This window comes from Pseudorhodoplanes sp., assembly GCF_059499825.1.
On the sequence record NZ_JCABZI010000001.1, the window covers coordinates 241,552 to 264,711 of the forward strand.

The following is a 23,160-nucleotide window of genomic DNA, read 5'->3' on the forward strand; positions in this document are numbered from 1 at the left end:
CCAGACTAACGACAAATTGGCCTACCGGAGCCGGTCAGATCGAGGCAATGGTCTGGTTCACGGTCCGCCGCGACGCTTCGGAGGCGACCGCGGCAATCACCACGATCTGCACGAAAATGACCAGATAACCGGAGAAACCGAGCGTCATCGAGCCGAACAGCGCGGCGAATTGCTCAGGCCCGGCATTGCCGCGAATGATCGCCTCCACCGGCACGATCAGGGCGAATAGCAGGATTGCGGCAAGGCCGCCGATGACGCCGCCCTTCAGCCCAAGCCAGAGAAAATGCCGCTGAAACTGGCCGGCAATGTAGCGGTCCTGCGCGCCGACAAAGTGAAGCACTTCGATCACCGGACGATTGGCGGCCATTGCCCCGCGGGTCGCGAAGTTGACGCACAGGATCGTCACCGCGATCACAAGCCCCAGCACGATAATACCGCCCACCACCACGACATCCGCGACCGCGCGCATCCGTCCGATCCAGCCGCGATGATCGTCAACCGTTGCGGTCGGCACCTTGCTGACCAGCGCATTGCGAAGAGCCGCCACATCGACATTCGCGCCGGAGGCGAGCTTCACCACAATCACACGGGGAACCGGCAGTTCGTCGAGCTTGAGCCCACTGCCGAACCAAGGCTCCAGCAACTTCGCGGATTCCTCGCCCGAATAGGGGCGGACATCGGACACACCGGCAAATCCGCGCGCGAGATCGGATGCCTGCTTGACCGCCGCGTCCAGATCGCCGCCGCCTGGCCTGATCTGGATCGTCACCTCGCGCAGCACTTCCGCCTGCCAGTCGGCGGCATTCATGCGCACCAGCATCACCGCTCCGGTCGTCAGCGATGCGAGAAATGTCATGATCGCGACCACCGCGACGAGTGCGCGCCCTCCGATCGACTGAGGCGGCACGATCGGCGATTCCATCTTCGGCAGTGGCGCAACGGACGCGCGCTGCGCGTCCCTCGCCCCCGTCTGTGCTGTCCTCAATGCGCGCGCCATGCGACCTCAATCGTACAGGTGCAGGCGGCCGCCATGAAGCACAAGGCGGCGCGCGTCAAACTGATCCATTAACGCGATGTCGTGGGTCGCGATCACGATCGACGTGCCGGATTTGTTCAATTCCTGGAACAGATGCAGCAACCGCTTGCCGAGCCCCGGATCGACGTTGCCGGTCGGCTCGTCCGCGAGCAGGAGATGCGGCCGCGCCACCACTGCGCGGGCAATCGCGGCGCGCTGCTTCTCGCCGCCCGACAGGACCGGCGGCAACGCCCACATACGTTCGCCCAGCCCGACCCATTGCAGCAGCTCGATCACCTCGAAGCGATAGGTGCTCTCCTCACGGCCCATGATGCGGAACGGCAGCGCCACATTCTCGTAGGTGGTCATATGGTCGAGCAGCCGGAAATCCTGGAACACGATGCCGATGCGCCGGCGCAAGCTCGCAAGATTGTCGTTGTCGAGTGTGGAGGTATCGCGGCCGAACAGCGTGATCAGGCCGCGGGTCGGCTTCAGCGACAGGAACAGAAGTTTCAGCAGCGAGGTCTTGCCCGCTCCCGAGGGGCCGGTCAGGAACTGGAACGAATTCGGCTCGATCCGGAAGGTCAGGTCACGCAGGATCTCCTGGCCCATCCCGTATCGCAAACCGACATTCTCGAATCGGACCACGCGGCCTCCAGTTTATGCCCGCCAATGCCACGAACATTCAGGTCTTTCCGGGGCGCGCGTCCCGCCGGTCGAGCGGGTGCCGGACCCGCCAATATGGGAAGCACAGCCCGGTATGGTTTCCAATCCGTTAACGAACGGCTGCTAGCGTCGCGGCCGAAAAACTGACCGGCGCGAATCAGCGATGCTCATTGTCTGCCCCAATTGCGCAACCTCCTATCAGGTGAGCCCCGAAAGCATCGGGGAAACCGGTCGCTCGGTTCGCTGCAAGACCTGCCATAATGTCTGGTATGAGCAGCCGCGCCAGTTCGCTGCAGAAGCGGCGTATGCGACGGCGGACGAGGCGCTCGACCCCACCCTGATACGGCCGCCTCTGGACGATGTGGTGCATGTCGGGCTGGCGGGGGCCAGCGGCGGCGGAACCGGCCTGACGGATACAGATCTTCCCCAGGGCGCGGCGACCGCGGCTGACACTTACGACGCCCCTTCGATCGTACCGCCCGACGATCCCGCCTACGATCGTCCACGCATCGGAGCGCCGACCAATGTCGAACGGACCGCGGCTGCGCGCGCAGGCCAACGGCGAGCGCGCCGACGGCTCGTGCTATCGCGACACGCCTTGCCGGCCGCGATCTGCGCGATGGTCCTGGTACTGGCGTGCCTGATTGCGACGCGTCAGCAGGTGGTCCGCTTGCTGCCACAGACCGCCGCGCTTTATGCGGCCATCGGACTGCCGGTCAATCTGCGCGGACTCGCCTTCGAAAACATCAAGACCCTGCGCGATGTGCAGGATGGCATTCCGATGCTGGTGGTCGAGGGTGAAATCGTCGGCACCACCGCACGTCACACCGAAGTCCCGCGGCTGCGCTTTGCGGTGGTCGACAGCAGCGGCAAGGAAATCTATGCTTGGACCGCGAGGCCGTCCCGCACCTTGCTGCCGCCCGGCGAAACCTTGCCGTTCCGGACGCGGCTTGCTTCACCGCCCGCCGAGGCGAATGGCATATCGGTCCGTTTCTTCAACCGGCACGATGCACAAGCCGGGTTCATGTGAGGGGTCATGGCGCGAATACTGCTTGCGGAAGACGAGGATTCACTGCGCGAACTGGTCGCGCGGGCTCTGAAACAAGACGGGCATGAAGTGGTTGCCAATAGCGACGGCGCGGCTGCGCTCGACGCGCTGCTGCGCGACGAGGGCGCATTCGACCTTCTGCTGACCGATATCAAGATGCCGATGATGGACGGGATTGCGCTCGCCCTTGCCGCAAGCCGCGACTATCCGGCGCTGCCGATCCTGCTGATGACCGGCTATGCCGATCAGCGCGAGCGCGCCTCCGGCCTGGAACTTTTGATCCGCGACGTGATTCCGAAGCCATTCACGCTGGCAACGATCTGCGGCGCCGTTCGCGACGCGTTGTCGGTACCGCAGATGCATTGAGCTCCATCCGGGCAAACCGCTCGCGGCGGCTCAGAAATCCTTCAAGAGCCGCTCAAGATAATCGAGTTCGAGCTGCGGCCGCGCCGGATCGGAAAAACGTCGACGCAATTCGTCCAGAATGCGGCGCGCGCGCTGCACGTCGATCTCACCCGGAACCTTGACCGTGGAATCGTCGCTGTAATCGCGACCCTGGCGCAGCGGCCGGCCCAGCGGATCGGTCTCCTGCTGTGCACGCGAGGGTCCGTTGCGGCCGGGCTGCCCCGGCCCCTGGCCCATTCCGGGCTGCTGCTGCATGGCCTGCGCCATGCCCTGAGCGCCGCGACGAAGCGCTTCAAGTGCGCGGCCCTGTGAACCGACGGCACCGTCGGCATTGCCGTCGCCGAGCTGGCCTTCGGCCTCGCCCATGGCTTCGCCGGCCTTGCCGAGCTGATCCATGCCGTTCTGGCCATCCTCGCCCTGCTGACCCATGCCGCGCTGCTTGAGTTGCTCCAGCAGCTTCTGCAATTGATCGCGCAGCGCCTGCTGATTCTGCCGCAATTCGCCGGTGTCGGGCTTTTGCTCGCCCTGCTGGCCTCGCTGGCCCTGTTGCCCGCGCTGACGCTCGCGCCGCTGATCCTGGCCCTGACGGAAAGTCCGATCGCGCAATTGCTGCTGCTCGCGGATCATGTTGCCGAGCTCGTCGAGCGCCGACATCATGTCGTCCGAATCCTGATCGCCCTGCTGACCGGGGCGGGCCATCTGCAGGTTTTCCAGCATCTGCTGCAATTCCTGCAACAGCCGCTGAGCTGCATCCTTGGCTCCGGAGCGGGCAAGCTGCTCCATCCGGTCGATCATGTTCTTGAGATCCTGCGAGCGCAGGTTGCGCGCATTCGGATCCATCTGACGAGCGGTCTGCGGATTCTTGCGCATCTCCTCGGCCAGAGCCTGCAGGAACTTGTCGAGTGCGGCGCGCAGATCGTCGGTGAGCTTCTTGATTTCCTCTTCGGTGGCGCCGCGTTCGAGCGCCTCGCGCAGCGCCTCCTGCGCCGCGCGCAAGGCGGCTTCGACGTCGGAGAGATTACCGTCCTCGATCTTCGTCGCCATGTCCCACAGGCGCGCGACCACGTCACGCAACGAGTCGTCGGACTTGGCGCGGTTCAATTGCCAGTAGATCGAGCGAAGCCCGAGATAGACCGACGCCTCGATCTGGAAGACCTCAGGCGCCATCGCCAGCGCATCGAGCGCTGTCAGCACCCTCGGCTTGGTCTCTGCATCGAGCGCAAGCACGCGCCGCTGCTCGATCAGCGCACGTGCCATCGGCTTTGTGAACAGCCGCTCCGGCAGGCGCATGTCGAAGGGCTCGGACACTCCCTCATTGCCGCCATCGTCGAGTGCGCGCAGCGTCAGCGCGATCTCGGCGCCGGCCCAGGGATGGCTCGACAAATCGCGCAAGGTCTGTCCGACACCGTTGCGTGTGCGCGCCTGCGGCAGGGTCAGCGGCATGTCCGGCGCGTCGAATAACGGACGCGGCGTCTTGAAGCCGCCGCCCTTCATGCCAAACTCGTCAAGCTGCGGCTTCAGGGTGAACAGGGCGCGCGCTTCCGAGACGCCGTAATCGTCCTCAAGCTTGTAATTCAGCATCAGCGAGCCGCGCGCCTGCGGCTCCGGATCCTTGGTCAATGCAATCGACGGCGCACGATCGGGAACGGCGTCGAAGCTCCAAGTGACCGGATCGCCGATGCCGCGCAACGTGACCTCGCCCTTTTCGGCAATCACGTAGCGGCGCTCCTCGGTGCCCGCGGCAGCGGGCTGCGCCGCAGCGTCGGTCTTGTCGTCGATCTTGATGCCGCCACGCAACGCGACATCGAGCCCGGTGGCGCCGCTGGCCCGTATCACCAGAATCGAGTTTGCAGGCACGATCACGGGTGCGGAGGCCCGCTGCACTTCGCCTGACCGTAATCCCGGCAGAATCACCGGCGGACGCTGGGTGTAAGTCGGCGGCGCAACCCAGGCATCGACGCGATAATTCGCTGGCGTCACCGCGCCATGCCAGTTGAAGGCGGCGGCCACGCGCCGGTCCCGGTCGCCGCCGGCTGCAAAAAAGGTCGCGACCGCGAGCACCAGCACCAATGCCCGGATGGCCACCGGATCCCGCGCGGGCAGTCGTGGCATCGGCCAGCCGGCGCGCAGCTTGCGTGCGGCGGCCAGTGCGCGTTCGACATGCACCCGCCACAACGCCTGAGTCATGGCATCGCCCGCATGGGCCGAAAGCCGGTCGGTCAGGGTGATCGCCGGACGATGCGGCAATCCGCTTTCGCGATCCAGCCGTCGCAGCGCCTCGTTGGCGCTCGGCATCCGGACCAGCGCGAAAGGGGACAAGGCGGCCAGTGCCAGCAAGCCGAAAATGACGACGCCAGCGGCTCGCGCCAACGGTGGCAGCCACAGCCACAGCCCAAGCCATGAGAGCGCAAGGAACAGCCCGCAGACCGTCAGGAAAGCGGCAAGAGGAGGCCAGGACCGCTCCCACAGGATCGACCAGCGGGCTTTGGCGATTCCCCTGGCGAGTAACCGGTCGACCTCGCGCTGCGGGGAAACCGTCGTATTTTCAGAGCCCTGCGTCAGGTTGTCGGTCAAAGGCCTGATCCCTTGGGAAGCTGCGATCTACAAAGCTTAACACGCCCCGTCAGCCCACATAGTCACGAAACCTGGAAGTGCGAAGCAAGGAGCAGGCCATGTCGCATGGCTCAGGCATCCGGTTCCGGCGTCACAGCCAGGGCGGCATGCGATCGAGCGCGATCAATGCGTCGGCTTCGAGGCGGGGCCGTACCAGCGACCATGCGTCGCCATTGACGAGCACTTCGGGGATCAGCGCCCGGGTGTTGTAGGTCCCAGCCTGCACCGCGCCATAGGCCCCCGCGGTCATCACCGCCAGCAAGTCCCCGGCCTTGGGTTCCGGCAGGTCGCGGTTGATCGCAAGGTAATCGCCGGTTTCGCAGACTGGCCCGACCACGTCGGCGCGGATCCAGCTATCGCCTGCAATCGGCCGCACCGGGATGATGTCGTGATGGGCCTCATACAGCGTCGGCCGGATCAGATCGTTCATCGCAGCGTCGACGATGACGAAGGTTTTGGCCTCGCCGTGCTTCACGTAGATCACGCGCGTAACCAGAATGCCGGCATTGCCGACGATCAGCCGGCCGGGCTCGAAGATGAGCTTGCAGCCAAGTCCGCGTGTGGCCTCTTTCACCACTTTCGCATAGGCGGCCGGATCGGGCGGGATGTCGTCGCCTTCGCGATACGGAATGCCGAGACCGCCGCCGAGATCGACGTGGGAAATGGTATGGCCGTCGGCGCGCAATTCCTGCACGAAATCCGACAGCAGCGCGAACGCATCCGCGAACGGCGACAACTCGGTGATCTGGCTGCCGATATGCATGTCAACGCCGGCGACATGGATGCCGGGAAGCGAGGCGGCATGCCGGTACACCTCGCGCGCCCGGCTGATCGGAATACCGAATTTGTTCTCGGATTTGCCGGTCGCGATCTTCGCATGCGTTTTTGCGTCGACGTCCGGATTGACGCGGATCGAGATGTCGACGCGGCGCCCCTTTCCGGAGGCGACCTGTGACAACAGATCAAGTTCCGGCTCGGATTCGACATTCACGCACAGGATGCCGGTCTCGACCGCAGCGGCCAGTTCGGCAGCCGTCTTGCCGATGCCGGAAAACATGATCTTCTCCGGCGGAATGCCGGCAGCCAACGCGCGCTTCAGCTCGCCGGCCGACACCACGTCGGCACCGGCGCCGAGCCGCGCCAGCGTCGCAATCACGCCCTGGTTGGAATTGGCCTTGACCGCGTAGCAGACCAGCGACGGCACGTCGGCGAATGCATCCGCAAAGACGCGGTAATGCCGCTCCAGGGTTGCGGTGGAATAGCAGTAGAACGGCGTGCCGACTGCGTCCGCGAGGGCGGTGATATCTACCGCCTCGGCGTGAAGACCACCGTTGCGATAGGCAAAATGGTGCATGGCCTGATTAGTTCAGCAGGACGTCGAGCGGAATGCTGCGGTCCGGGCCGCGGATGATCGGCAAGCCGCGTGCGGACCCTCGCTTGATCACCTCTCCGCCCTCCTCGGTCTCCTCGTCAAGCGAGCCGGTCGGATTGGCCGCGAGGCCGCCAGGCGGTGCATCCAGCGGACCTTTTCGGCCGCAGGCGGAGAGTCCCAGCGCCGCAGCCAGCAAGGCCACGACCGCGAGGCGGTAAAATAAGGTAGACAAGCCACGGATCACTTAGGGAACCCCCCGAACGGCGCGGACCATATCAGACCCGCCGAACATGGCGAAATCCCTGATCGCACGGCATTCCCAACGAAATTCTTTCGCTGCGGCCGAAATACCTCAGTTGCCGCCCTTGCCTAGCCGTTTCAGCCAGCGTCTGGCCTGCAGGCGCACATTCTTCGGCGCGGTGCCGCCATAGCTGGTCCGGCTCTGCACCGAGCGGTCGACGGAGAGCACCTTGAACACGTCGTCGGTGATCCCCGGCTCGACCTTCTGCATCTCGGCCAGCGGTACGCGGTGCAGGGGCAGTCCGGCCTTCGCCGCCTCTGCGACGATGCTGCCGGTGATGTGATGTGCCTGCCGGAAGGGGATATTGAGGCTGCGCACCAGCCAGTCCGCGAGATCAGTCGCGGTGGCATAGCCCTCACCAGCCGCCTTCTTCATGCGGCCCACATCCGGCTCGATGTCGCGCACCATGCCGGTCATGGCGACGATGCAAAGCGACAACGCGCCAAGCGCGTCCATCGCGCCTTCCTTGTCTTCCTGCATGTCCTTCTGATAGGCGAGCGGCAGCCCCTTCATCACCACGACAATGGCCTGAAAGGCCGCTGCGATGCGTGCGGCCTTGGCGCGCACCAGTTCGGCTGCGTCGGGGTTGCGCTTCTGCGGCATGATCGATGAGCCGGTGGTGAATTTGTCCGACAGCCGCATCAGCCCGGTGAGCGGCGACGTCCAGATCACAATCTCTTCCGCGATGCGCGACAAATGCACTGCCGCGATCGTCGCCGCTGCAAGCGTTTCCATCACGAAGTCGCGGTCCGACACCGCATCGAGCGAATTCGCAGTCGGGCGGTCGAAGCCCAAAGCCTTGGCGGTCATCTCGCGGTCGAGCGGAAACGAGGTTCCCGCCAGCGCCGCCGAGCCGAGTGGGCATTCGTTCAAACGCTTGCGCGCATCGGCGAAGCGGCCGCGATCCCGCTCCGCCATTTCGACAAAGGCGAGCAGATGATGGCCGAAGGTCACCGGCTGGGCGGTCTGTAGATGCGTCAGCCCGGGCATGACGGTGTCGGCATGTTCGAGCGCCTTTTCCGCGAGCGCGGTTTGGTAATCGATAAGTGCCGCATCGAGCTGATCGATGGTGTCCCGCATCCAGAGCCGGAAATCGGTAGCAACCTGATCGTTACGCGATCGCGCAGTATGCAGGCGTCCGGCCGCCGGCCCGATCAGGTCGGCCAGACGCGATTCCACGTTCATGTGGACGTCTTCGAGCGCACGCTGGAAGTTGAACCGGCCCTGCTCGATTTCTGACAAAATCGTGTCCAGCCCTGCGGCTATCTGGCTTGCGTCGTCCCTCGCAATGATGCCCTGCTCGGCCAACATTGCCGCATGGGCCTTGCTCGCGGCGATGTCCTGGCGATACAGGTGCCGGTCGACGTCGATCGAGGCATTGATCGCCTCCATGATCGCATCGGGGCTCGACGAGAAGCGCCCGCCCCACATCTTGTTGCTCATGACCGTGACCTGAGAGTGTTCTGATCCATGCCGTCCGATACCCGATCCTTCGCCAAAAAGCGTCTGCTGGTCATGCTTCTGGGCGGGCTCGCGGGCGTCGGCGTGGCGCTGGTGGGGATATACGGGATGGGAGCGCTGGTGCGCAAATCGGCGATTCCGGAGGTTTGCCGGCCGGCGGCGCAGCTGGCGCAGAAACTCCAGCCGCTTGCGCGCGGCGAGGTCGCAGCCCTTGCCCCCGCCAAGAGTCCGATCCCGCTCACGGGGCTCTCTTTCCGCGACAGCGACGGCAAGGATCGGACACTGGCCGACTGGAAGAACAGGACCGTGCTCCTGAACCTGTGGGCCACCTGGTGCGCGCCGTGCAAAAAGGAAATGCCGGCCCTCGACGAATTGCAGCAGAAACTCGGCGGCCCGGATTTCGAGGTCGTGGCGGTCAATATCGACACCCGCAACCCCGAAAAAGCCAAGACCTGGCTGACCGAAACCGGGATCGCCTCGCTCGGCTATTACGCCGACAACAGCGCCAAGATCTTTCAGGAGCTGAAGGAGAAGGGGCGCGCCTTCGGCATGCCGACCACGATCCTCGTCGACCGCAATGGCTGCGAAGTCGCAACCCTCGCCGGCCCTGCGGAATGGGCGAGCGGCGACGCGATCGCGTTCATCCGGACCGCGCTGGGCAAGGCGTCAGACTGATATATCGAGATTGCCGCCGATGCCGGCCGCGACCAGGGACTTCATGTTGTCCTGAGCGGATTCGAGGAGCTGCGCGACGGCGGCCTGCGCATCGGCATCCATCTTCATCATCTTCGCCGCAGCCGCCATCTGCAGCTTCGCCGTAGAGGCGCCTGCGAAAGCTGCTGCCAAAGCTCCGACATCCATAGCCGTCTCACACCGTTACATTGACTTTGATGCCGGTCTTCAGATCGATGACCGTGCCGTCGCTGTGCGTGATCGTATTGGCGGACAGATTGATCTGAGCGCCGCCACTCACCGTCACTGAGTCGTTGTAGCTGAACGCCGATTGTTTCGGCGCCTCGACACGGTTCGCCTCCGCAGCGGCCGCAGCGGCAGCCTTTTCCTGCTTGGCCCTGGCCTCCGCCTGAATACGGGCCAGAGCCTTGTTGGCGGCGGTCTCGCCGATATTGTAGCCGACATCGGTCCATGCGGTCTGCAGCGATGCGACCACATTCTGCATATTGGTTTCGTATTTCTCCTGGAAGGCTTTGCGCTTCTCCCGCCACGCGGTCATGCTTTGGTACGCAGACGGGGTCCGCACCCAATTCATTTTTTTCACGCCATAGCCGGCCATGCTGCGCTCCGCCGCCGATCCTGCAGGAGTGGCGTTACGAATGGCCTAACGCACTCTTAACACCGCATTTACCGCGAACGCCCCGGCCAGCCGGACAACATCCCAATCTTTTCTCCTTGACGCGCCGACTGCCGCCCCTATACTTAACCATATGGTTTACTATCAACATGACGGACTGGACACCACGTTCGCGGCTTTGTCCGACCCTACGCGCCGCGCGATCCTGGCGCGGCTCTCCGAGCAGGACGGCATGTCCGTCAGCGAGATTGCGAAGCCCTTCCCGGTCTCGCTGCCGGCGATCATGAAGCATCTCGACGTGCTCTCCGACGCCAAGCTGATCCGGCGCTCCAAGACGGGGCGCGTCGTTACCTGCGAATTGACGGCCGCTCCCATGGAGGACGCCATGCTGTGGCTGAACCGGTACGCCCAATTCTGGTCGAAGCAGCTCGATCGCCTTGCCGCTTTTGTGGAGGAAGACTCATGTCCGTCGCCCACGCCGACGCCGTTGCCAAGCCAAGCCTCACCCTCAAACGTCGTCTCAATGCGCCGGCGGAAAAAGTCTACGCCGCGTGGACGGACCCGCGGAAAATCGTGAAATGGTTCGGCCCTGATGCCGGGCCTGTAACCAAAGCCGAGATCGATCTGCGCGTCGGCGGCGGCTTCACCATCGCCTTCAGTACCGAGGATGGCGAGCACCATCAGGTCGGCGGCGTCTATCGTGAAGTCGTGCCGAACGAGCGGCTGGTCTTCACCTGGGCCTGGCACACGATGAAGGAGCGTGAGTCGCTCGTTACCGTCACCATCAAGCGCGACGGCGACGGTTCGATCCTGACGCTGCTGCACGAGAAATTCTTCGACGAAGCCGCCCGCGACGGTCACCAGCGCGGCTGGTCCGGCTCGCTCGACAAGCTCGAAAAGCTGTTCGTCTGACAGACCTTTTCGCCTGACAACAGGAGACGCAATCATGAAGCTCTATTATTTCGAGACCATCAACGGACAGAAAGTCTGCGCCGTCGCAAAGTACCTCGATGCGCCGGTCGAATACGTCCGTGTCGACCTTGCTAAAGGCGAGCATAAGTCTCCCGCCTATCTCGCCATCAATCCAAACGGCAAGATCCCTGCGCTCATGGACGGCGACACCGCATTGTGGGAATCCAACGCCATCATGTGCCATCTCGCACACAAGGCGAAATCCGATCTCTGGCCGACCGACCCGGTCAAGCAGATCGAAGTCCTCAAATGGCTGTCATGGAACTCGGAGCATTTCACCCGCCACGCCGGCACGCTGTATTTCAATCACGTGATCAAGCCGAAATTCGGCATCGGCGCTCCGGACGAGAAGGCCGTCGAGGAAGCAATCGGTTTTGCCAAGCAATTCATTGCCGTTCTCGACCGTGAGCTTGAAGGCCGGACCTTTCTGCTGGGCGATCATCTGACGGTGGCTGACTTTGCGGTTTCGGTCACCCTGCCCCAGGCCGAGACGATCAAACTTCCGCTTCAAGGCTTCAAGAACATCGCGCGCTGGAAAGAACAGCTCGAAGATATTCCGGCTTGGCGTGAGCCCTTCCCCTCGACCCAGGCACGCGCGGCCTGACCGCCTCTGAACGAGTGCGCAACATGATCACGATTTCTGCCTTCAGATGGGTTCCGGATTTTGCGCAGGGCCAGGTGCGTGATCTGCGCGTGCGCTGGGCGCTGGAGGAGGCCGGGCTTCCATACAGAACGCGGCTGCTCGATCAAGACGATAAGGACAAACCGGATTATCGGGCGCTGCAGCCCTTCGGTCAGGTTCCAATTCTCGAGGAGGACGGGTTCACACTCTTCGAGTCCGGTGCAATCGTGCTCAATATCGGAGAGCGGTCCGAAGCACTCTTGCCAAGGGAATCGATGGCCCGCGCGCGAGCGACGCAGTGGCTGATCGCCGCTCTCAATTCCATTGAGCCGTTCCTGGTCAACGTTGCCCTGATCGATCTGTTCTACGCGGATCAGGAATGGGCCAAGCTGCGCCGGCCGGGTGCCGTCGAATTCGCACAGCGGCGGCTCGCAGCACTTTCCAAGTCGCTCGGGACGAAATCCTATCTCGATGGCGAGCGTTTCACCGCGGGCGATCTGATGATGACGACGGTGTTGAGAATTCTCGATCACACGGAGATCGTCACAAGCGACAATCGCCTCGCTGCCTACCTGGAGCGCTGCACGGAAAGGCCCGCCTTCAAGCGCGCGCTGAATGCCCAGATCGCCGATTTCAAAATGGCGGCGTGAACGGGCGCAGCGACACAGAACACTGGAGTGAAGCATGTCCGCACACGGCACCTTCCACTGGAACGAATTGCTGACGCGCGACGTCACGCGCGCAAAACAATTCTATTCCGAAACCATCGGCTGGACCTTCGAGGGCATGCCGATGGCGCATGAAGACGGCCGTACCTATTGGTGCGCATTCATGGGTGGCGAGCCGGTCGCCGGATTGTTCGAGCTTGCCTCACCCAAATTCGACGGCGTGCCCGAAGGCTGGATGTCCTATCTCGCGGTCGACAATGTCGATGCACGGGTCGAGCAGGCTGTGAAGGCGGGCGCGCAGCTGATGCGGCCGATTTTCGACGTGCCTGACGTCGGCCGCATCGCCATCCTGCGCGAGCCGGGCGGCGCAGGCATTGGCTGGATGACGCCGGCCACGATGTGAGGAGGCCATGATGTCGCAATCGAATATGTCCGATCACCGGGTCGTTTCGCGCGAAGACTGGCTGCAGGAGCGCAAGACGTTGCTCGTGGAAGAAAAGCAGATGACGCGGCTGCGCGATGAACTGAGCGCGAAGCGGCGTGCACTACCGTGGGTCAGGATCGAGAAGGACTATGTCTTCGACACGCCGGTTGGCCGCAAGTCGCTGTCGGATCTGTTCGACGGCCGCAGCCAGCTCATCGTCAAGCATTTCATGCTGCCCCCCGGCCAGAAGAACCCCTGCGTCGGCTGCTCGTTCGAGGTCGATCACATCGACGGCGTGCTGATGCATATCGAGCATCATGACGTGAGCTATGTTGCGATTGCGCGCACGCCGCTGCCCGAGATCGAGGCCGTGAAGCGACGGATGAACTGGCGCTTCCGCTGGGTCTCGTCCTTCGGCTCGGACTTCAACTACGATTTCGGTGTCTCGTTCACGCCGGACCAGGTCGACAACGGCACGGTCCTCTACAATTACCACGAGATCGCCGTGCCGCTTGAGGATCTGTCGGGTCTCAGCGTGTTCTACAAGGACGAGAGCGGCGCAATCTTCCACACCTACTCGGCCTTCGGGCGCGGGGCCGAGGAAGTGCTTGGCGCCTACATGTATCTCGATCTGACGCCGAAGGGGCGGAACGAAAACGGGCCGAACTTCGACCTCACCGACTGGGTGCGCCATCACGACCGCTACGGTGCGCCCGGACGTGTGAATGCCGTCGGGCGTTGGGAGCCCGCCGTGGTCGCTGGCTGCTGCCATTCCAACTGAGCGCGAGAACGGCTGAACGAAAGCAGCCGGACCACAGATTTTTTCCAGGAGAGTGAGATGCCTTACGTCGACGGATTCATCATCCCGGTGCCGAAGAAGAAGCTGAAGGATTATGAGCGCATCGCCACGCTCGCCGGCAAGGTGTGGAAGGAACACGGCGCGATCAACTATCACGAATGCGTCGCCGACGACGTCAAGCCAGGCAAGTGGACCTCGTTCCCGCAGGCTGTGAAGCTGAAGAAGGGCGAGGTCGTGGTGTTCTCCTGGATCACCTACAAGTCGCGCAAGCAACGCGACTCCATCATGAAGAAGGTGATGAAGGACAAGCGCCTCGCCGAGATGATGAGCGACCCGAAGAAGATGCCGTTCGACACCAAGCGCATGATCTGGGGCGGCTTCAAGAGTTTCGTCGACCTCTAGACCGCTGGCGATCCGCCAGCAACCCGCAACTGTCGTTCAAAACACGCGCATCCTTCGCCGAACGGCGCGCGATCGCCCGGTCATGCGCACCACTCAAGGAGCACCCCGATGCCTACGCCCTATCTGATGTTCAATGGACGATGCAAAGAAGCCCTGACCTTCTACGCGAAAGCGCTCGACGCGAAAATCGACATGCTGATGCGCTTCAAAGACAACCCGGAGACGCCACCGCCCGGCTGCACCCCGGCGGACCCCAACAAGATCATGCACGCGAGCTTTAGCGTGAATGGCTCGCCCGCGATGGCCTCCGATGGAATGGACGCGACGGCGCCGAAATTCGAAGGCTTTACCTTGTCCGTGACGGCAAGAGACGAGCCGGAAGCAGCACGCTTCTTCGCTGCGCTTGCGGAGGGAGGGACGGTCCGGATGCCGCTCACGAAAACCTTCTTCGCGAGAACATTCGGAATGCTCGTCGACCGCTTCGGCGTGAGCTGGATGATTATCGTCCCGGCATAACGCCGCATGTCCGGTCCAAGCCATGAGACTGCCCGCGAAAGTACCGCTTACATGACCGCGACCATGCTCGAACAGGACTTCGTCGTCACCCGCATCGTGAAGGCGCCGCGCGCACGGGTGTGGAAGGCTTACAGCGAGGCCGATCAGATCGCCAAATGGTGGGGACCGAAGGACGCGGCGATCCGCGTGCTGACGTTCGATTTCCGACCCGGCGGCATGTTCCACTATGCGATGGAATTCGAGCCTGGCCAGCCGGTCTACGGACGGTTCATTTATGGGCTGATCCGCGCGCCGGAGCAACTGGAATACGTCAACGGATTCTCCGACGAAAATGGCAGCCTTAGGCGCGCGCCCTTTCCGCGGCTTGAAAGCCGGTTCCCGCTCGAATTCCACAATGTGGTGACCTTTGCGGAGGAAGATGGCGCAACGATCGTGACCGCCCGATCGACGCCGATCAATGCCACGCCGGCCGAGGTTAGTACGTTTGTCGGCATGTTCGATTCGATACACGTCAGCTTCGCCGGCATCTTCGACAAGCTCGATGCCCATCTCGCGAACCAGTAGCGGAACACTGAAATGCTGAAGATCCTGCTCATCATCATCGTCGTACTCGCCGTCGGCGTCGTCGGCGTCGTGGGCTATGCCGTGGCGACCCAGCCCGACACCTTCCGGGTCCAGCGCACCGAGACCATCGCCGCACCACCGGAGAAGCTTGTCGGCATTCTCTCCGATCTGCGGCGCGGCGCGGAATGGTCGCCTTATGAGAAGAAAGATCTCGCCATGAAAAAGACCTTTAGCGGTCCGGCGAGCGGCCCCGGTTCGAAACTCGAATGGGACGGCAACAGCGACGTCGGCGCCGGTTCGCTCACCGTAACGGAGGTGACGCCCGCGAACATCAAGCTCAATCTTGAAATGATCCGCCCGATGAACGCCAACAACATCGTCGAATATACTTTTGCCCCGAAAGGTAACGCCACCAGCATGACCTGGGCGATGCACGGCCCAATGCCGCTGATATCCAAGGTCATGTGCGTATTTGTGGACCTCGACAAGATGCTCGGGGCCGACATGGAACGCGGCCTGAAAGACCTCAAGGCGCTCGCCGAGCGATGAACCGTTTCGCAGCAGAGAGAAGGAGGAAAGCCGATGTCCGTTGCCGAGAATACCGATACCAACCAGGACAACTGCCCGATGATGGCGGAGCCGACCAAGGAACATCGCTGGCTGCTGCGGATGGTGGGCGAGTGGAGCTTCGAGGGCGAGTGCATAATGAGCCCCGACCAGCCGCCGATGAAGTCGACCGGCAATTGCATCACCCGATCGCTTGGCGACCTGTGGACCATCTATGAAGGCTGGGGCGAAATGCCCGGCGGCGGCGACATGCGCAGCATCATCACGCTCGGTTTCGATGCTGCGAAGGGTAAGTTTGTCGGCACCTTCACTGCTTCGATGATGACGCATCTCTGGCTGTACGAAGGCTCGCTCGACGCAGCCGGCAAGGTACTCACGCTCGATGCCGAAGGCCCGAGCATGACGGGCGACGGCGGCATGGCGAAGTACCAGGATATCGTCACGGTCGAGAACGACGACCACTGGATCCTGTCGTCGCAGATGCTTGGCCCGGACGGCCGGTGGCACAAATTCATGACCGCGCATTACCGGCGCAAGAAATAGCGCGCGATCGCGGATCCCGACAATGACAGACCGCGCCATTCAAGGATCGCCGCCGGCACGCCGCCTGCTGCGCAGCACCGGGGCAATTGCTGCCGGCTTTCTATCTGTCGCGGTCCTGTCGCTCGCGACAGATCAGGTTCTTCACATGCTGGATGTCTATCCACCATGGGGCGAGCCGATGCGCGACACAGACGACAACCTGCTCGCGTTGTTCTATCGCAGCGTCTACGCGGTCATCGGCGGCTATGTCACGGCGAGGCTCGCGCCCGCCTCGCCGATGCGCCACGTTCTGATCCTCGGATGCATTGGCACCCTTCTCAGCGCCATCGGCGCTTCCGCCGCGATCGGCATGGATCTGGGCCCAGCCTGGTACCCGATCGCGCTGGTCGTATCCGCGCTGCCGCTCACCTTGGTCGGAGGACGCCTTGGTCAGACGCCTCGGACCACACCGCAAGAACACAACATCGAAAGGCAAACGGGATGACAGGCCTCACGCTCTATTACCACCCGCTATCGTCATTCTGCATGAAAGTTCTGATCGCGCTGTATGAGAACGATACGCCTTTCACGCCGCACATGGTCGATCTGATGGACGAGACCCAGCATGCAGAATTCCTGAAAATATGGCCGGTCGGGAAGTTTCCGGTGCTACGCGACGAGGCGCGCAACCGCATCATCCCGGAGACCAGCGTCATCATCGCGCATCTCGACCGGCATTTCCGCGGCGCCGTGCAGCTGATCCCGGACGATGCCGATGTTGCTTTCGAGATGCACGTGAAGGATCGCGTGTTCGACAATTACGTGAACCTGAACGTGCAGCGGGTCGTCTTTGGCCGCCTGCGACCGGAAGGCCATCGCGATCCCTATGGCGTCGAGCAGGCAAGCACGCACCTGCGCGCGACGCTCGACATGATCGAACGTGACATCGCTGGCAGGACCTGGGCCATGGGCGACACGTTTACGATGGCCGATTGCGCTGCAGCTCCGGCGCTGTTCTACGCCGACAAGATCATTCCGCTAAAGCCTGGTCACCCTGGAATCGCCGGCTATCTCGACCGGCTGAAGCGGCGCCCCTCGTTTTCGCTCGTGCTGGACGAGGCGAAACCCTACCTGCACATGTTCCCGCAGAACGAGGCGGCGTAGCGGGCGTCTGCCCTACGCCTTCGCCGTTTCGCTTCGATCGCGATCGATGAAGGCCACCATGTCCTTGGCCTGGTCGGTGAATAGCTGAAGCTTGCCGGTGTCGAGCGGCTCGGTGAGCAGCTGAAGCAGGAAAAGGTCCGCGCCATCCGCGAAGGCGGGGCCCACGCCGCAAAAGAAGAAGCCGAGGCCGCGGGCCGCATCCGTCAGGTGCCCGAGCCCCGGATCGGCGATCGGAGCGGACAGCTGCACCGAGTGCGCGCCCAGCGCCCGCACGTCACGCAGCGCCTGCTCGAGTTCGATGGCGCAACTCGGACCGATCCGCTCGAACCGGATCATGCCATAGCCGCGATCGTTGACCTTGATGGCGGTGCGCGAGTCCGGGGCAGCCGCGCCCGATGCGTCTGCCACCGTCACCGTCACGTTGAGGCTTTTGTAGATCTTGAGAAGCATCTCGCGGTAGGGCGCAGGCGCCTGGATCGCGCGCGCGGCCGGCGGCTGCACGAACCGGAACGTGCGCAGATAGCTCTGGCGCTGTCCGGCGGTCGGACACGCGATATCCTTGGGCCGGAAGCTTTCCGGATTGGCCCCGAGCAGCACCGCACAGATCGGCATTCCCGCACGCTCGTCATTGCGCTGGGAAAAGGTATGGATGGTGAGCGGCTCCGCATAAATGCCGAGCAGGCCGCGTTTGGGCGCTTCGTCGGAGAGACGCTCGGTCATGCGCTCCAGAAGGTGATGGCCCCGGTATTCCGGCAGCACCACCGCCTCGCCACGTTCGGCGACCAGCGCGCCGGATTCGCGTTCCAGCGCGAGATGGCCGATCACGTCGCCGTCACTGCCCCGCGCGACAACCGGGATCAACTCGCCGCTCTCGACTCTCGACCAGTATCGATGGGGCGAGAACACGTCGGAGTGGACATAGTGATGGCCGTAGACCGCTAGGAAGCAGCGGGCGATCGCCGCCGTATCGGTCTGCTCCGGCAAGTCGATGCGAAACTCGCCCGAGGCAGGCGTTGTCGAGGCCGGTGACTCCACAACCGGCTCGGCTGCAGGCGCCGGTGCCGAGGCCAGCGCCTCGGCGAACCCGCCCAGGCTGCGATGCAGGCTGATCTCCCAGCCGTCGATCCCGGCTTCGCGACACGAGATACCGGCATCGGGCTGCAAGCGGCCGCCCAGCGCCGCCACCACCTTCGCAAATCGCGAGTGGCCGGAGAGTGTAATGCTCGCCTTGATCTCGCGCCGGGCGACCGACAGCGCGATACGGACCCGGTCCTGGCCCGACGCGTCGGCCGACACCGTCAGCCAGACTTCCGCACAATCATCGGCGATCAGGCTCGCGCAGGATACCGGCACACCTTCGGCGAGCGCGGCCTCGCGCACGAAGGCGCGGACCAGGTCGCGGCGCCCGGCGTCGAGCATGAGATGCAATTCGCTATGCCGCGGGCGTGTTGGCGATGTCATCGTCTGGTCGATCCTCGATCGGCGATCGCTTCGAGAATGCCAGAAATTCCTAAATTAAGATTCCAACGAGATGACGCCCCGCACCGCAGGCCGCGCCCTGCGCCAAGCGACGGGATTAACCTGCAGGTCTCACGCACCGCTCGCGGCACAAAGGCCGGCGGTGCGACTTCGCAGATTTCGCAGAGGAGCTTTGGGTCTGCTACCGCGTCGGTACCGGCTTTTCGCCGCGATAGTCGTAGAAGCCGCGCTTCGTCTTGCGGCCGAGCCAGCCGGCCTCGACATACTTCACCAGCAGCGGACAGGGGCGATATTTCGAATCCGCCAGCCCCTCATGCAGCACCTGCATCACCGAGAGGCAGGTATCGAGGCCGATGAAGTCGGCCAGCTCCAGCGGGCCCATCGGATGATGCGCACCAAGCTTCATCGCGGTGTCGATCGCGTCCACGGTGCCGACGCCCTCGTACAGCGTATAGATCGCCTCGTTGATCATCGGCAGCAGGATGCGGTTGACGATGAAGGCGGGGAAATCCTCCGCCACCGCGATGGTCTTGTGCAGGGTGCTAACGAACTGCTTGGACGTCTCGAAGGTGGGATCGCCGGTGGCGATGCCGCGGATGATCTCCACGAGCTCCATCAGCGGAACCGGATTCATGAAATGGATGCCGATGAACTTCTCCGGCCGGTCGGTCGCGGATGCGAGCCGCGTGATCGACAGCGACGATGTGTTGGTCGCAAGAATGGCCTCGGGCTTCAGCGACGGACACAGCTGATTGTAGATCTTCTTTTTGACCTCTTCCTGCTCGGTGGCCGACTCGATCACCAGATCGGACTCGGAGAAGTCTTCCATCGAAGGCGCGGCCACGATCTTCGCGATCGCAGCCTGACGCTGTTCCTCGGTGATGATCTTCTTCGACACCTGGCGCGCCATGTTGCCGTTGATGGTGGCGAGCGCCTGCTTGATGCGGTCGGCGGATACGTCGTGCAGCTTCACGTCATAACCGGCGAGCGAGCAGACATGGGCGATCCCCGAGCCCATCTGGCCTGCCCCGATCACGCCGACCTTTTTGATATGCGCCATTTTGTCCTTCACTCCTCCCCGGCAGGGGAGCTTGATTTTCAGCGCTTGAGCTTGCCGAGTTCGGCGTCCAGCTCCGGCAGCGCCTGATACAGATCGGCGACGAGGCCGTAATCCGCGACCTGGAAGATCGGCGCTTCCTCGTCCTTGTTGATAGCAACGATCACCTTGGAATCCTTCATCCCGGCGAGATGCTGGATCGCGCCCGAAATGCCGACCGCGATGTAGAGTTCCGGCGCCACCACCTTGCCGGTCTGCCCGACCTGCCAGTCGTTCGGGGCATAACCCGCGTCCACCGCGGCGCGCGACGCGCCCATGGCAGCGCCCAGCTTGTCGGCCACCGGCTCGATATACTTGGTAAAGTTCTCGCGATTCTGCATCGCCCTGCCGCCCGAGATGATGATCTTGGCGGAGGTGAGTTCCGGCCGGTCGGATTTCGACAATTCCTCGCCGGCGAAGGCCGACACGCCGGGATCGGCAACGGCCGCCACGGTTTCAACCGGAGCCGAACCGCCCTCGCCCGTCGCCTGGAAGGTCGAGGTGCGGACGGTGATCACTTTCTTCGGGTCGGTCGACTTCACCGTCTGCAGCGCATTGCCGGCATAGATCGGCCGCACGAAGGTGTCCGGAGCTTCGACCTTGATGATGTCGGAGACCTGCATCACGTCGAGCAGCGCCGCGACCCGCGGCATGAAGTTTTTGCCGTTGGTGGTCGCGGGCGCGACGATCGCGTCGTAATCCTTAGCCAGCGAGACGACGAGCGCTGCGACCGGCTCCGCGAGCTGATGTTGATAGGCATCGCCGTCCGCCAGCAGCACTTTTTTCGCACCGTCGAGCTTCGCCGCCGCGTCCGCTACGGCTTGCGCGCCCTTGCCGGCGACGAGGACATGCACATCGCCGCCGAGCGCCCTGGCGGCGGTCATCGCCTTGGCGGTCGCGTCCTTGAGATGAGCGTTGTCGTGCTCGGCGATCAGAAGGGTGGTCATTGCAATACGCCCGCCTCGTTCTTCAGCTTCTCGACAAGTTCGGCAACGGAGCCGACCTTCGCACCGGCCTTGCGGCCGCCCGGCTCCACTGTCTTCAGCACTTCCAGCCGCGGTTTCACGTCGACGCCGTAATCGGCCGGGGCCTTCTCGTCGATCGGCTTCTTCTTTGCTTTCATGATATTGGGAAGGCTCGCATAGCGCGGCTCATTCAGGCGCAGGTCGGTCGTCACGATCGCCGGGCCCTTCAGCTTCACGGTCTGCAGTCCGCCATCGACCTCGCGCGTCACCGACACGTCGCCACCATCGATCACGATCTTTGAGGCGAAAGTGCCCTGTGGCCAGCCCAGCAAGGCGGCAAGCATCTGGCCGGTCTGGTTTGAATCGTCGTCAATCGCCTGCTTGCCCATGATTACGAGGCCGGGTTGCTCCGCCTCGACGATGGCCTTCAGGATTTTGGCGATGGCAAGCGGCTCCGGCATCGCGTCGACCTTGACCAGGATGCCGCGGTCGGCGCCCATGGCAAGCGCGGTGCGGATGGTCTCGGACGCCTGCGCCGGGCCGATCGAGACGGCGACGATTTCGGTCGCCTTGCCGGCCTCCTTCAGACGGATCGCCTCTTCCACCGCGATCTCGTCGAACGGGTTCATCGACATTTTGACGTTGGCGAGTTCGACCCCGGAGCCGTCCGCCTTCACCCGCACTTTGACGTTGTAGTCGATAACCCGTTTGACGGGCACGAGAATTTTCATGATCGAAGCCTTCGCAGATGCGAGATCAGGCGGCTACCTAAGAGTGGGAGGGCGTGGGTGTCAACGGCGTGTATGGCAGACGAACCGTGTGCCCTCTGCACAGCGTTAGTGAGGTTTTGGGGGCCCGGCAAGGGTCGGCGCGTCTCCGGACGCTCCGTCAGCGGTTCTGCCCGGGCTGCCAGAGCACGTCCTTTTCGCCCCGGTCATTGGCATGGCGGCCCGCCACGAACAGAAAGTCCGACAGCCGGTTCACATACTGGATCGCCTCCGGCGTGACGTCTTCGCCCGGCTGATCGCGCAGCGCGACCATCAGCCGCTCGGCGCGCCGGCACATCGTGCGGGCCAGATGCAGGTAGGCCGCGGCCGGCGTCCCGCCCGGCAGGATGAACGAGCGCAGCGGCGGCAAGGTCTCGTTGAGCGCGTCGATCTGCTCCTCGATCCAGCGCACCTGCTTTTCGGTGACGTTAAGCTTCAGGCCGCCGGGTCCCTTGCCCTTGCTGCCGTCGAGAATGCAGAGGTCGGCTTCGACGTCGAAGATATCGTTCTGGATATGCCTCAGCATTCCATCGAGTTGGGCGTCGTCTTTGGTGTGGAGCCGCACGATCCCGATCGCGGCATTGGCTTCGTCGAGCGTGCCATAGGCATCGACCCGCAGATCGTATTTCTTGCGCCGCTCGCCGGAGCCGAGGGAGGTGGTGCCGTCGTCACCGGTGCGCGTGTAGATACGGTTGAGGATCACCATGCGGTCAGCGTCCCATCATCCAAATCGCCAGCATGATGATGACAAGCGCGATCGCCTGCAACAGCACGCGCAGCCGCATCAGCTTCTGTGACAGGTGCGGCGACCCGCCACGTAGCATGTTCACAAGGCCGAAGACGAGAACGATGGCAACCGCACCGATGGCGAACGGAATGAGAGTATAGAACGGATTTGACATTACGGCTTTCTATCACCGGACTGGCAGCGCGACTACCGGTCCGGCAGGCACTCGCCCGCTGTCAGGCCGCGAGATGCTTTTCGATCTCGTAGACCGGCATCTTCACATAATCCTTCTGGACTTCCTCGCGAACCGCCTGTTTCAGCGCATGCGTGTAATGCTGGCGAAGCACCCCGATCGCACGTGGCGGCGCCACGATGATGATCGACTTCATCTGGCCGGACTGCGCGGCAGCATCGAGCTTGATCATGATCGAGCGCAGGAATTCCTCTTCCTGCTGGGTATGAAAATCCGTCTGCTGCACGGAGGACCGGCCAGGCCCCACCGACGAATGTGAGCGGCCCGGCTTGTCGGTGCCCAGTTCACTGGTCGGCGGCACCTCCTGTTCCATCACCTCGCGGGTCTGCAAATTCGGAAACTTCGAATCCCCCGCATTTTGCAGAAACAGCGCCTTGGCGCCGTCACAGACAATAACCCACTCATCCTGCTCGATCTTGATCGATTTCGAAGACATCAAATGCTCTCCTTGCGGGCTGTCAGG

31 protein-coding genes are annotated in these 23,160 nt (G+C 63.2%); 16 read left to right on the top strand and 15 right to left on the bottom strand.

The annotated features are described in order from the left end of the window. Nucleotides 1-34: 34 nt before the first annotated feature. Nucleotides 35-997 carry a cell division protein FtsX gene (locus tag AC5I5I_RS01225; protein ID WP_495969306.1) on the bottom strand — a complete coding sequence of 321 codons (963 nt, stop codon included), beginning with the start codon at nucleotides 995-997 and terminating at the stop codon, nucleotides 35-37. Nucleotides 998-1,003: 6 nt separating this feature from the next. Further along, on the bottom strand, nucleotides 1,004-1,663 hold the full coding sequence (ftsE, locus tag AC5I5I_RS01230) for a cell division ATP-binding protein FtsE (RefSeq protein ID WP_495969307.1): 660 nt from the start codon (nucleotides 1,661-1,663) through the stop codon (nucleotides 1,004-1,006). Between the two features lie 181 nt (nucleotides 1,664-1,844). On the opposite strand from ftsE, the gene AC5I5I_RS01235 reads away from it, so the two are divergent. Then, nucleotides 1,845-2,711 carry an MJ0042-type zinc finger domain-containing protein gene (locus AC5I5I_RS01235; protein WP_495969308.1) on the top strand — a complete coding sequence of 289 codons (867 nt, stop codon included), beginning with the start codon at nucleotides 1,845-1,847 and terminating at the stop codon, nucleotides 2,709-2,711. Between the two features lie 6 nt (nucleotides 2,712-2,717). Beyond that, the gene (locus AC5I5I_RS01240; protein ID WP_495969309.1) at nucleotides 2,718-3,095 is read left to right on the top strand and encodes a response regulator; all 378 of its coding nucleotides are present in this window, start codon (nucleotides 2,718-2,720) and stop codon (nucleotides 3,093-3,095) included. Nucleotides 3,096-3,125: 30 nt separating this feature from the next. Here the strand turns inward: AC5I5I_RS01240 and AC5I5I_RS01245 are convergent, their stop codons facing one another. The 4 genes from AC5I5I_RS01245 to argH form a co-directional block, all read right to left on the bottom strand. Beyond that, entirely contained in the window at nucleotides 3,126-5,708 is a 2,583-nt protein-coding gene (locus AC5I5I_RS01245) for a TIGR02302 family protein (RefSeq protein WP_495969310.1), read from the bottom strand. Nucleotides 5,709-5,838: 130 nt separating this feature from the next. Further along, nucleotides 5,839-7,101 carry a diaminopimelate decarboxylase gene (lysA, locus tag AC5I5I_RS01250; protein WP_495969311.1) on the bottom strand — a complete coding sequence of 421 codons (1,263 nt, stop codon included), beginning with the start codon at nucleotides 7,099-7,101 and terminating at the stop codon, nucleotides 5,839-5,841. A 7-nt stretch (nucleotides 7,102-7,108) separates the two neighbouring features. Beyond that, nucleotides 7,109-7,351: an LPS translocon maturation chaperone LptM gene (gene lptM / locus AC5I5I_RS01255; RefSeq protein ID WP_495969312.1), complete on the bottom strand. Its 243-nt coding sequence runs from the start codon at nucleotides 7,349-7,351 to the stop codon at nucleotides 7,109-7,111. Between the two features lie 120 nt (nucleotides 7,352-7,471). Next, on the bottom strand, nucleotides 7,472-8,863 hold the full coding sequence (gene argH, locus AC5I5I_RS01260; RefSeq protein ID WP_495969313.1) for an argininosuccinate lyase: 1,392 nt from the start codon (nucleotides 8,861-8,863) through the stop codon (nucleotides 7,472-7,474). 27 nt (nucleotides 8,864-8,890) lie between these two features. On the opposite strand from argH, the gene tlpA reads away from it, so the two are divergent. Beyond that, nucleotides 8,891-9,556, top strand: a complete 666-nt coding sequence (tlpA, locus tag AC5I5I_RS01265) for a thiol:disulfide interchange protein TlpA (RefSeq protein ID WP_495969314.1) — start codon at nucleotides 8,891-8,893, stop codon at nucleotides 9,554-9,556. Here tlpA and AC5I5I_RS01270 read toward each other — a convergent pair. Next, nucleotides 9,548-9,742, bottom strand: a complete 195-nt coding sequence (locus AC5I5I_RS01270) for a putative motility protein (RefSeq protein WP_495969315.1) — start codon at nucleotides 9,740-9,742, stop codon at nucleotides 9,548-9,550. The genes tlpA and AC5I5I_RS01270 overlap by 9 nt on opposite strands. Before the next feature lie 7 nt (nucleotides 9,743-9,749). Then, entirely contained in the window at nucleotides 9,750-10,172 is a 423-nt protein-coding gene (locus tag AC5I5I_RS01275) for a hypothetical protein (RefSeq protein ID WP_495969316.1), read from the bottom strand. A gap of 151 nt (nucleotides 10,173-10,323) precedes the next feature. Between AC5I5I_RS01275 and AC5I5I_RS01280 the strand changes: the two genes are divergently transcribed. The 13 genes from AC5I5I_RS01280 to AC5I5I_RS01340 all read left to right on the top strand — a co-directional run bounded on the left by AC5I5I_RS01280 (nucleotide 10,324) and on the right by AC5I5I_RS01340 (nucleotide 17,410). Next, complete coding sequence (locus AC5I5I_RS01280; protein ID WP_495969317.1) at nucleotides 10,324-10,767, top strand: ArsR/SmtB family transcription factor; 444 nt, start codon at nucleotides 10,324-10,326, stop codon at nucleotides 10,765-10,767. Further along, the gene (locus tag AC5I5I_RS01285; protein ID WP_495969318.1) at nucleotides 10,764-11,102 is read left to right on the top strand and encodes an SRPBCC family protein; all 339 of its coding nucleotides are present in this window, start codon (nucleotides 10,764-10,766) and stop codon (nucleotides 11,100-11,102) included. The genes AC5I5I_RS01280 and AC5I5I_RS01285 overlap by 4 nt, the downstream gene beginning before the upstream one ends. A gap of 34 nt (nucleotides 11,103-11,136) precedes the next feature. Continuing rightward, complete coding sequence (locus AC5I5I_RS01290; RefSeq protein ID WP_495969319.1) at nucleotides 11,137-11,766, top strand: glutathione S-transferase family protein; 630 nt, start codon at nucleotides 11,137-11,139, stop codon at nucleotides 11,764-11,766. A gap of 23 nt (nucleotides 11,767-11,789) precedes the next feature. Continuing rightward, nucleotides 11,790-12,434 (top strand): glutathione S-transferase family protein, encoded by a 645-nt coding sequence (locus tag AC5I5I_RS01295; protein WP_495969829.1) that lies wholly within the window; start codon nucleotides 11,790-11,792, stop codon nucleotides 12,432-12,434. A gap of 34 nt (nucleotides 12,435-12,468) precedes the next feature. Next, entirely contained in the window at nucleotides 12,469-12,855 is a 387-nt protein-coding gene (locus tag AC5I5I_RS01300) for a VOC family protein (RefSeq protein WP_495969320.1), read from the top strand. A gap of 7 nt (nucleotides 12,856-12,862) precedes the next feature. Continuing rightward, the gene (locus tag AC5I5I_RS01305) at nucleotides 12,863-13,657 is read left to right on the top strand and encodes a DUF899 domain-containing protein (protein WP_495969321.1); all 795 of its coding nucleotides are present in this window, start codon (nucleotides 12,863-12,865) and stop codon (nucleotides 13,655-13,657) included. Between the two features lie 57 nt (nucleotides 13,658-13,714). Next, nucleotides 13,715-14,077 (top strand): DUF1428 domain-containing protein, encoded by a 363-nt coding sequence (locus AC5I5I_RS01310; protein WP_495969322.1) that lies wholly within the window; start codon nucleotides 13,715-13,717, stop codon nucleotides 14,075-14,077. Nucleotides 14,078-14,185: 108 nt separating this feature from the next. Then, a complete protein-coding gene (locus AC5I5I_RS01315; RefSeq protein ID WP_495969323.1) occupies nucleotides 14,186-14,593 on the top strand; it encodes a VOC family protein in 408 nt (135 codons plus the stop codon). 51 nt (nucleotides 14,594-14,644) lie between these two features. After that, the gene (locus tag AC5I5I_RS01320) at nucleotides 14,645-15,157 is read left to right on the top strand and encodes an SRPBCC family protein (RefSeq protein WP_495969324.1); all 513 of its coding nucleotides are present in this window, start codon (nucleotides 14,645-14,647) and stop codon (nucleotides 15,155-15,157) included. Nucleotides 15,158-15,169: 12 nt separating this feature from the next. Then, nucleotides 15,170-15,706: an SRPBCC family protein gene (locus AC5I5I_RS01325; protein WP_495969325.1), complete on the top strand. Its 537-nt coding sequence runs from the start codon at nucleotides 15,170-15,172 to the stop codon at nucleotides 15,704-15,706. A gap of 33 nt (nucleotides 15,707-15,739) precedes the next feature. Continuing rightward, complete coding sequence (locus AC5I5I_RS01330) at nucleotides 15,740-16,267, top strand: DUF1579 domain-containing protein (RefSeq protein WP_495969326.1); 528 nt, start codon at nucleotides 15,740-15,742, stop codon at nucleotides 16,265-16,267. 22 nt (nucleotides 16,268-16,289) lie between these two features. Then, nucleotides 16,290-16,751 (top strand): hypothetical protein, encoded by a 462-nt coding sequence (locus AC5I5I_RS01335; RefSeq protein WP_495969327.1) that lies wholly within the window; start codon nucleotides 16,290-16,292, stop codon nucleotides 16,749-16,751. Then, nucleotides 16,748-17,410, top strand: a complete 663-nt coding sequence (locus tag AC5I5I_RS01340; RefSeq protein WP_495969328.1) for a glutathione S-transferase family protein — start codon at nucleotides 16,748-16,750, stop codon at nucleotides 17,408-17,410. The genes AC5I5I_RS01335 and AC5I5I_RS01340 overlap by 4 nt, the downstream gene beginning before the upstream one ends. 12 nt (nucleotides 17,411-17,422) lie before the next feature. Here AC5I5I_RS01340 and AC5I5I_RS01345 read toward each other — a convergent pair whose 3' ends face one another. From AC5I5I_RS01345 to AC5I5I_RS01375, 7 genes are all read right to left on the bottom strand, one after another. Then, entirely contained in the window at nucleotides 17,423-18,871 is a 1,449-nt protein-coding gene (locus AC5I5I_RS01345; protein ID WP_495969329.1) for a GNAT family N-acetyltransferase, read from the bottom strand. Nucleotides 18,872-19,070: 199 nt separating this feature from the next. Further along, complete coding sequence (locus AC5I5I_RS01350; RefSeq protein ID WP_495969330.1) at nucleotides 19,071-19,949, bottom strand: 3-hydroxybutyryl-CoA dehydrogenase; 879 nt, start codon at nucleotides 19,947-19,949, stop codon at nucleotides 19,071-19,073. Nucleotides 19,950-19,987: 38 nt separating this feature from the next. Next, entirely contained in the window at nucleotides 19,988-20,932 is a 945-nt protein-coding gene (locus AC5I5I_RS01355; RefSeq protein ID WP_495969331.1) for an electron transfer flavoprotein subunit alpha/FixB family protein, read from the bottom strand. Continuing rightward, on the bottom strand, nucleotides 20,929-21,681 hold the full coding sequence (locus AC5I5I_RS01360; protein WP_495969332.1) for an electron transfer flavoprotein subunit beta/FixA family protein: 753 nt from the start codon (nucleotides 21,679-21,681) through the stop codon (nucleotides 20,929-20,931). The genes AC5I5I_RS01355 and AC5I5I_RS01360 overlap by 4 nt, the downstream gene beginning before the upstream one ends. Nucleotides 21,682-21,838: 157 nt before the next feature. Next, nucleotides 21,839-22,423 (bottom strand): cob(I)yrinic acid a,c-diamide adenosyltransferase, encoded by a 585-nt coding sequence (locus AC5I5I_RS01365; RefSeq protein ID WP_495969333.1) that lies wholly within the window; start codon nucleotides 22,421-22,423, stop codon nucleotides 21,839-21,841. A gap of 4 nt (nucleotides 22,424-22,427) precedes the next feature. Next, nucleotides 22,428-22,619 carry a twin transmembrane helix small protein gene (locus AC5I5I_RS01370; protein ID WP_495969334.1) on the bottom strand — a complete coding sequence of 64 codons (192 nt, stop codon included), beginning with the start codon at nucleotides 22,617-22,619 and terminating at the stop codon, nucleotides 22,428-22,430. 61 nt (nucleotides 22,620-22,680) lie between these two features. Then, nucleotides 22,681-23,133 carry a baeRF12 domain-containing protein gene (locus AC5I5I_RS01375; protein WP_495969335.1) on the bottom strand — a complete coding sequence of 151 codons (453 nt, stop codon included), beginning with the start codon at nucleotides 23,131-23,133 and terminating at the stop codon, nucleotides 22,681-22,683. Between the last annotated feature and the right edge of the window lie 27 nt (nucleotides 23,134-23,160).

Coding starts and splice junctions, on each gene's coding strand:
- AC5I5I_RS01290 (WP_495969319.1), top strand. CDS start 11,137: ATGAAGCTCTATTATTTCGAGACCATCAACGGACAGAAAGTCTGCGCC.
- AC5I5I_RS01325 (WP_495969325.1), top strand. CDS start 15,170: ATGCTGAAGATCCTGCTCATCATCATCGTCGTACTCGCCGTCGGCGTC.
- AC5I5I_RS01295 (WP_495969829.1), top strand. CDS start 11,790: ATGATCACGATTTCTGCCTTCAGATGGGTTCCGGATTTTGCGCAGGGC.
- AC5I5I_RS01360 (WP_495969332.1), bottom strand. CDS start 21,681: ATGAAAATTCTCGTGCCCGTCAAACGGGTTATCGACTACAACGTCAAA.
- argH (WP_495969313.1), bottom strand. CDS start 8,863: ATGAGCAACAAGATGTGGGGCGGGCGCTTCTCGTCGAGCCCCGATGCG.
- AC5I5I_RS01330 (WP_495969326.1), top strand. CDS start 15,740: ATGTCCGTTGCCGAGAATACCGATACCAACCAGGACAACTGCCCGATG.
- AC5I5I_RS01340 (WP_495969328.1), top strand. CDS start 16,748: ATGACAGGCCTCACGCTCTATTACCACCCGCTATCGTCATTCTGCATG.
- AC5I5I_RS01315 (WP_495969323.1), top strand. CDS start 14,186: ATGCCTACGCCCTATCTGATGTTCAATGGACGATGCAAAGAAGCCCTG.
- AC5I5I_RS01365 (WP_495969333.1), bottom strand. CDS start 22,423: ATGGTGATCCTCAACCGTATCTACACGCGCACCGGTGACGACGGCACC.
- AC5I5I_RS01300 (WP_495969320.1), top strand. CDS start 12,469: ATGTCCGCACACGGCACCTTCCACTGGAACGAATTGCTGACGCGCGAC.
- AC5I5I_RS01280 (WP_495969317.1), top strand. CDS start 10,324: ATGGTTTACTATCAACATGACGGACTGGACACCACGTTCGCGGCTTTG.
- AC5I5I_RS01225 (WP_495969306.1), bottom strand. CDS start 997: ATGGCGCGCGCATTGAGGACAGCACAGACGGGGGCGAGGGACGCGCAG.
- AC5I5I_RS01275 (WP_495969316.1), bottom strand. CDS start 10,172: ATGGCCGGCTATGGCGTGAAAAAAATGAATTGGGTGCGGACCCCGTCT.
- AC5I5I_RS01335 (WP_495969327.1), top strand. CDS start 16,290: ATGACAGACCGCGCCATTCAAGGATCGCCGCCGGCACGCCGCCTGCTG.
- AC5I5I_RS01310 (WP_495969322.1), top strand. CDS start 13,715: ATGCCTTACGTCGACGGATTCATCATCCCGGTGCCGAAGAAGAAGCTG.
- AC5I5I_RS01320 (WP_495969324.1), top strand. CDS start 14,645: ATGACCGCGACCATGCTCGAACAGGACTTCGTCGTCACCCGCATCGTG.
- tlpA (WP_495969314.1), top strand. CDS start 8,891: ATGCCGTCCGATACCCGATCCTTCGCCAAAAAGCGTCTGCTGGTCATG.
- AC5I5I_RS01345 (WP_495969329.1), bottom strand. CDS start 18,871: ATGACATCGCCAACACGCCCGCGGCATAGCGAATTGCATCTCATGCTC.
- AC5I5I_RS01375 (WP_495969335.1), bottom strand. CDS start 23,133: ATGTCTTCGAAATCGATCAAGATCGAGCAGGATGAGTGGGTTATTGTC.
- AC5I5I_RS01240 (WP_495969309.1), top strand. CDS start 2,718: ATGGCGCGAATACTGCTTGCGGAAGACGAGGATTCACTGCGCGAACTG.
- lysA (WP_495969311.1), bottom strand. CDS start 7,101: ATGCACCATTTTGCCTATCGCAACGGTGGTCTTCACGCCGAGGCGGTA.
- AC5I5I_RS01350 (WP_495969330.1), bottom strand. CDS start 19,949: ATGGCGCATATCAAAAAGGTCGGCGTGATCGGGGCAGGCCAGATGGGC.
- AC5I5I_RS01370 (WP_495969334.1), bottom strand. CDS start 22,619: ATGTCAAATCCGTTCTATACTCTCATTCCGTTCGCCATCGGTGCGGTT.
- AC5I5I_RS01305 (WP_495969321.1), top strand. CDS start 12,863: ATGATGTCGCAATCGAATATGTCCGATCACCGGGTCGTTTCGCGCGAA.
- AC5I5I_RS01270 (WP_495969315.1), bottom strand. CDS start 9,742: ATGGATGTCGGAGCTTTGGCAGCAGCTTTCGCAGGCGCCTCTACGGCG.
- AC5I5I_RS01235 (WP_495969308.1), top strand. CDS start 1,845: ATGCTCATTGTCTGCCCCAATTGCGCAACCTCCTATCAGGTGAGCCCC.
- AC5I5I_RS01355 (WP_495969331.1), bottom strand. CDS start 20,932: ATGACCACCCTTCTGATCGCCGAGCACGACAACGCTCATCTCAAGGAC.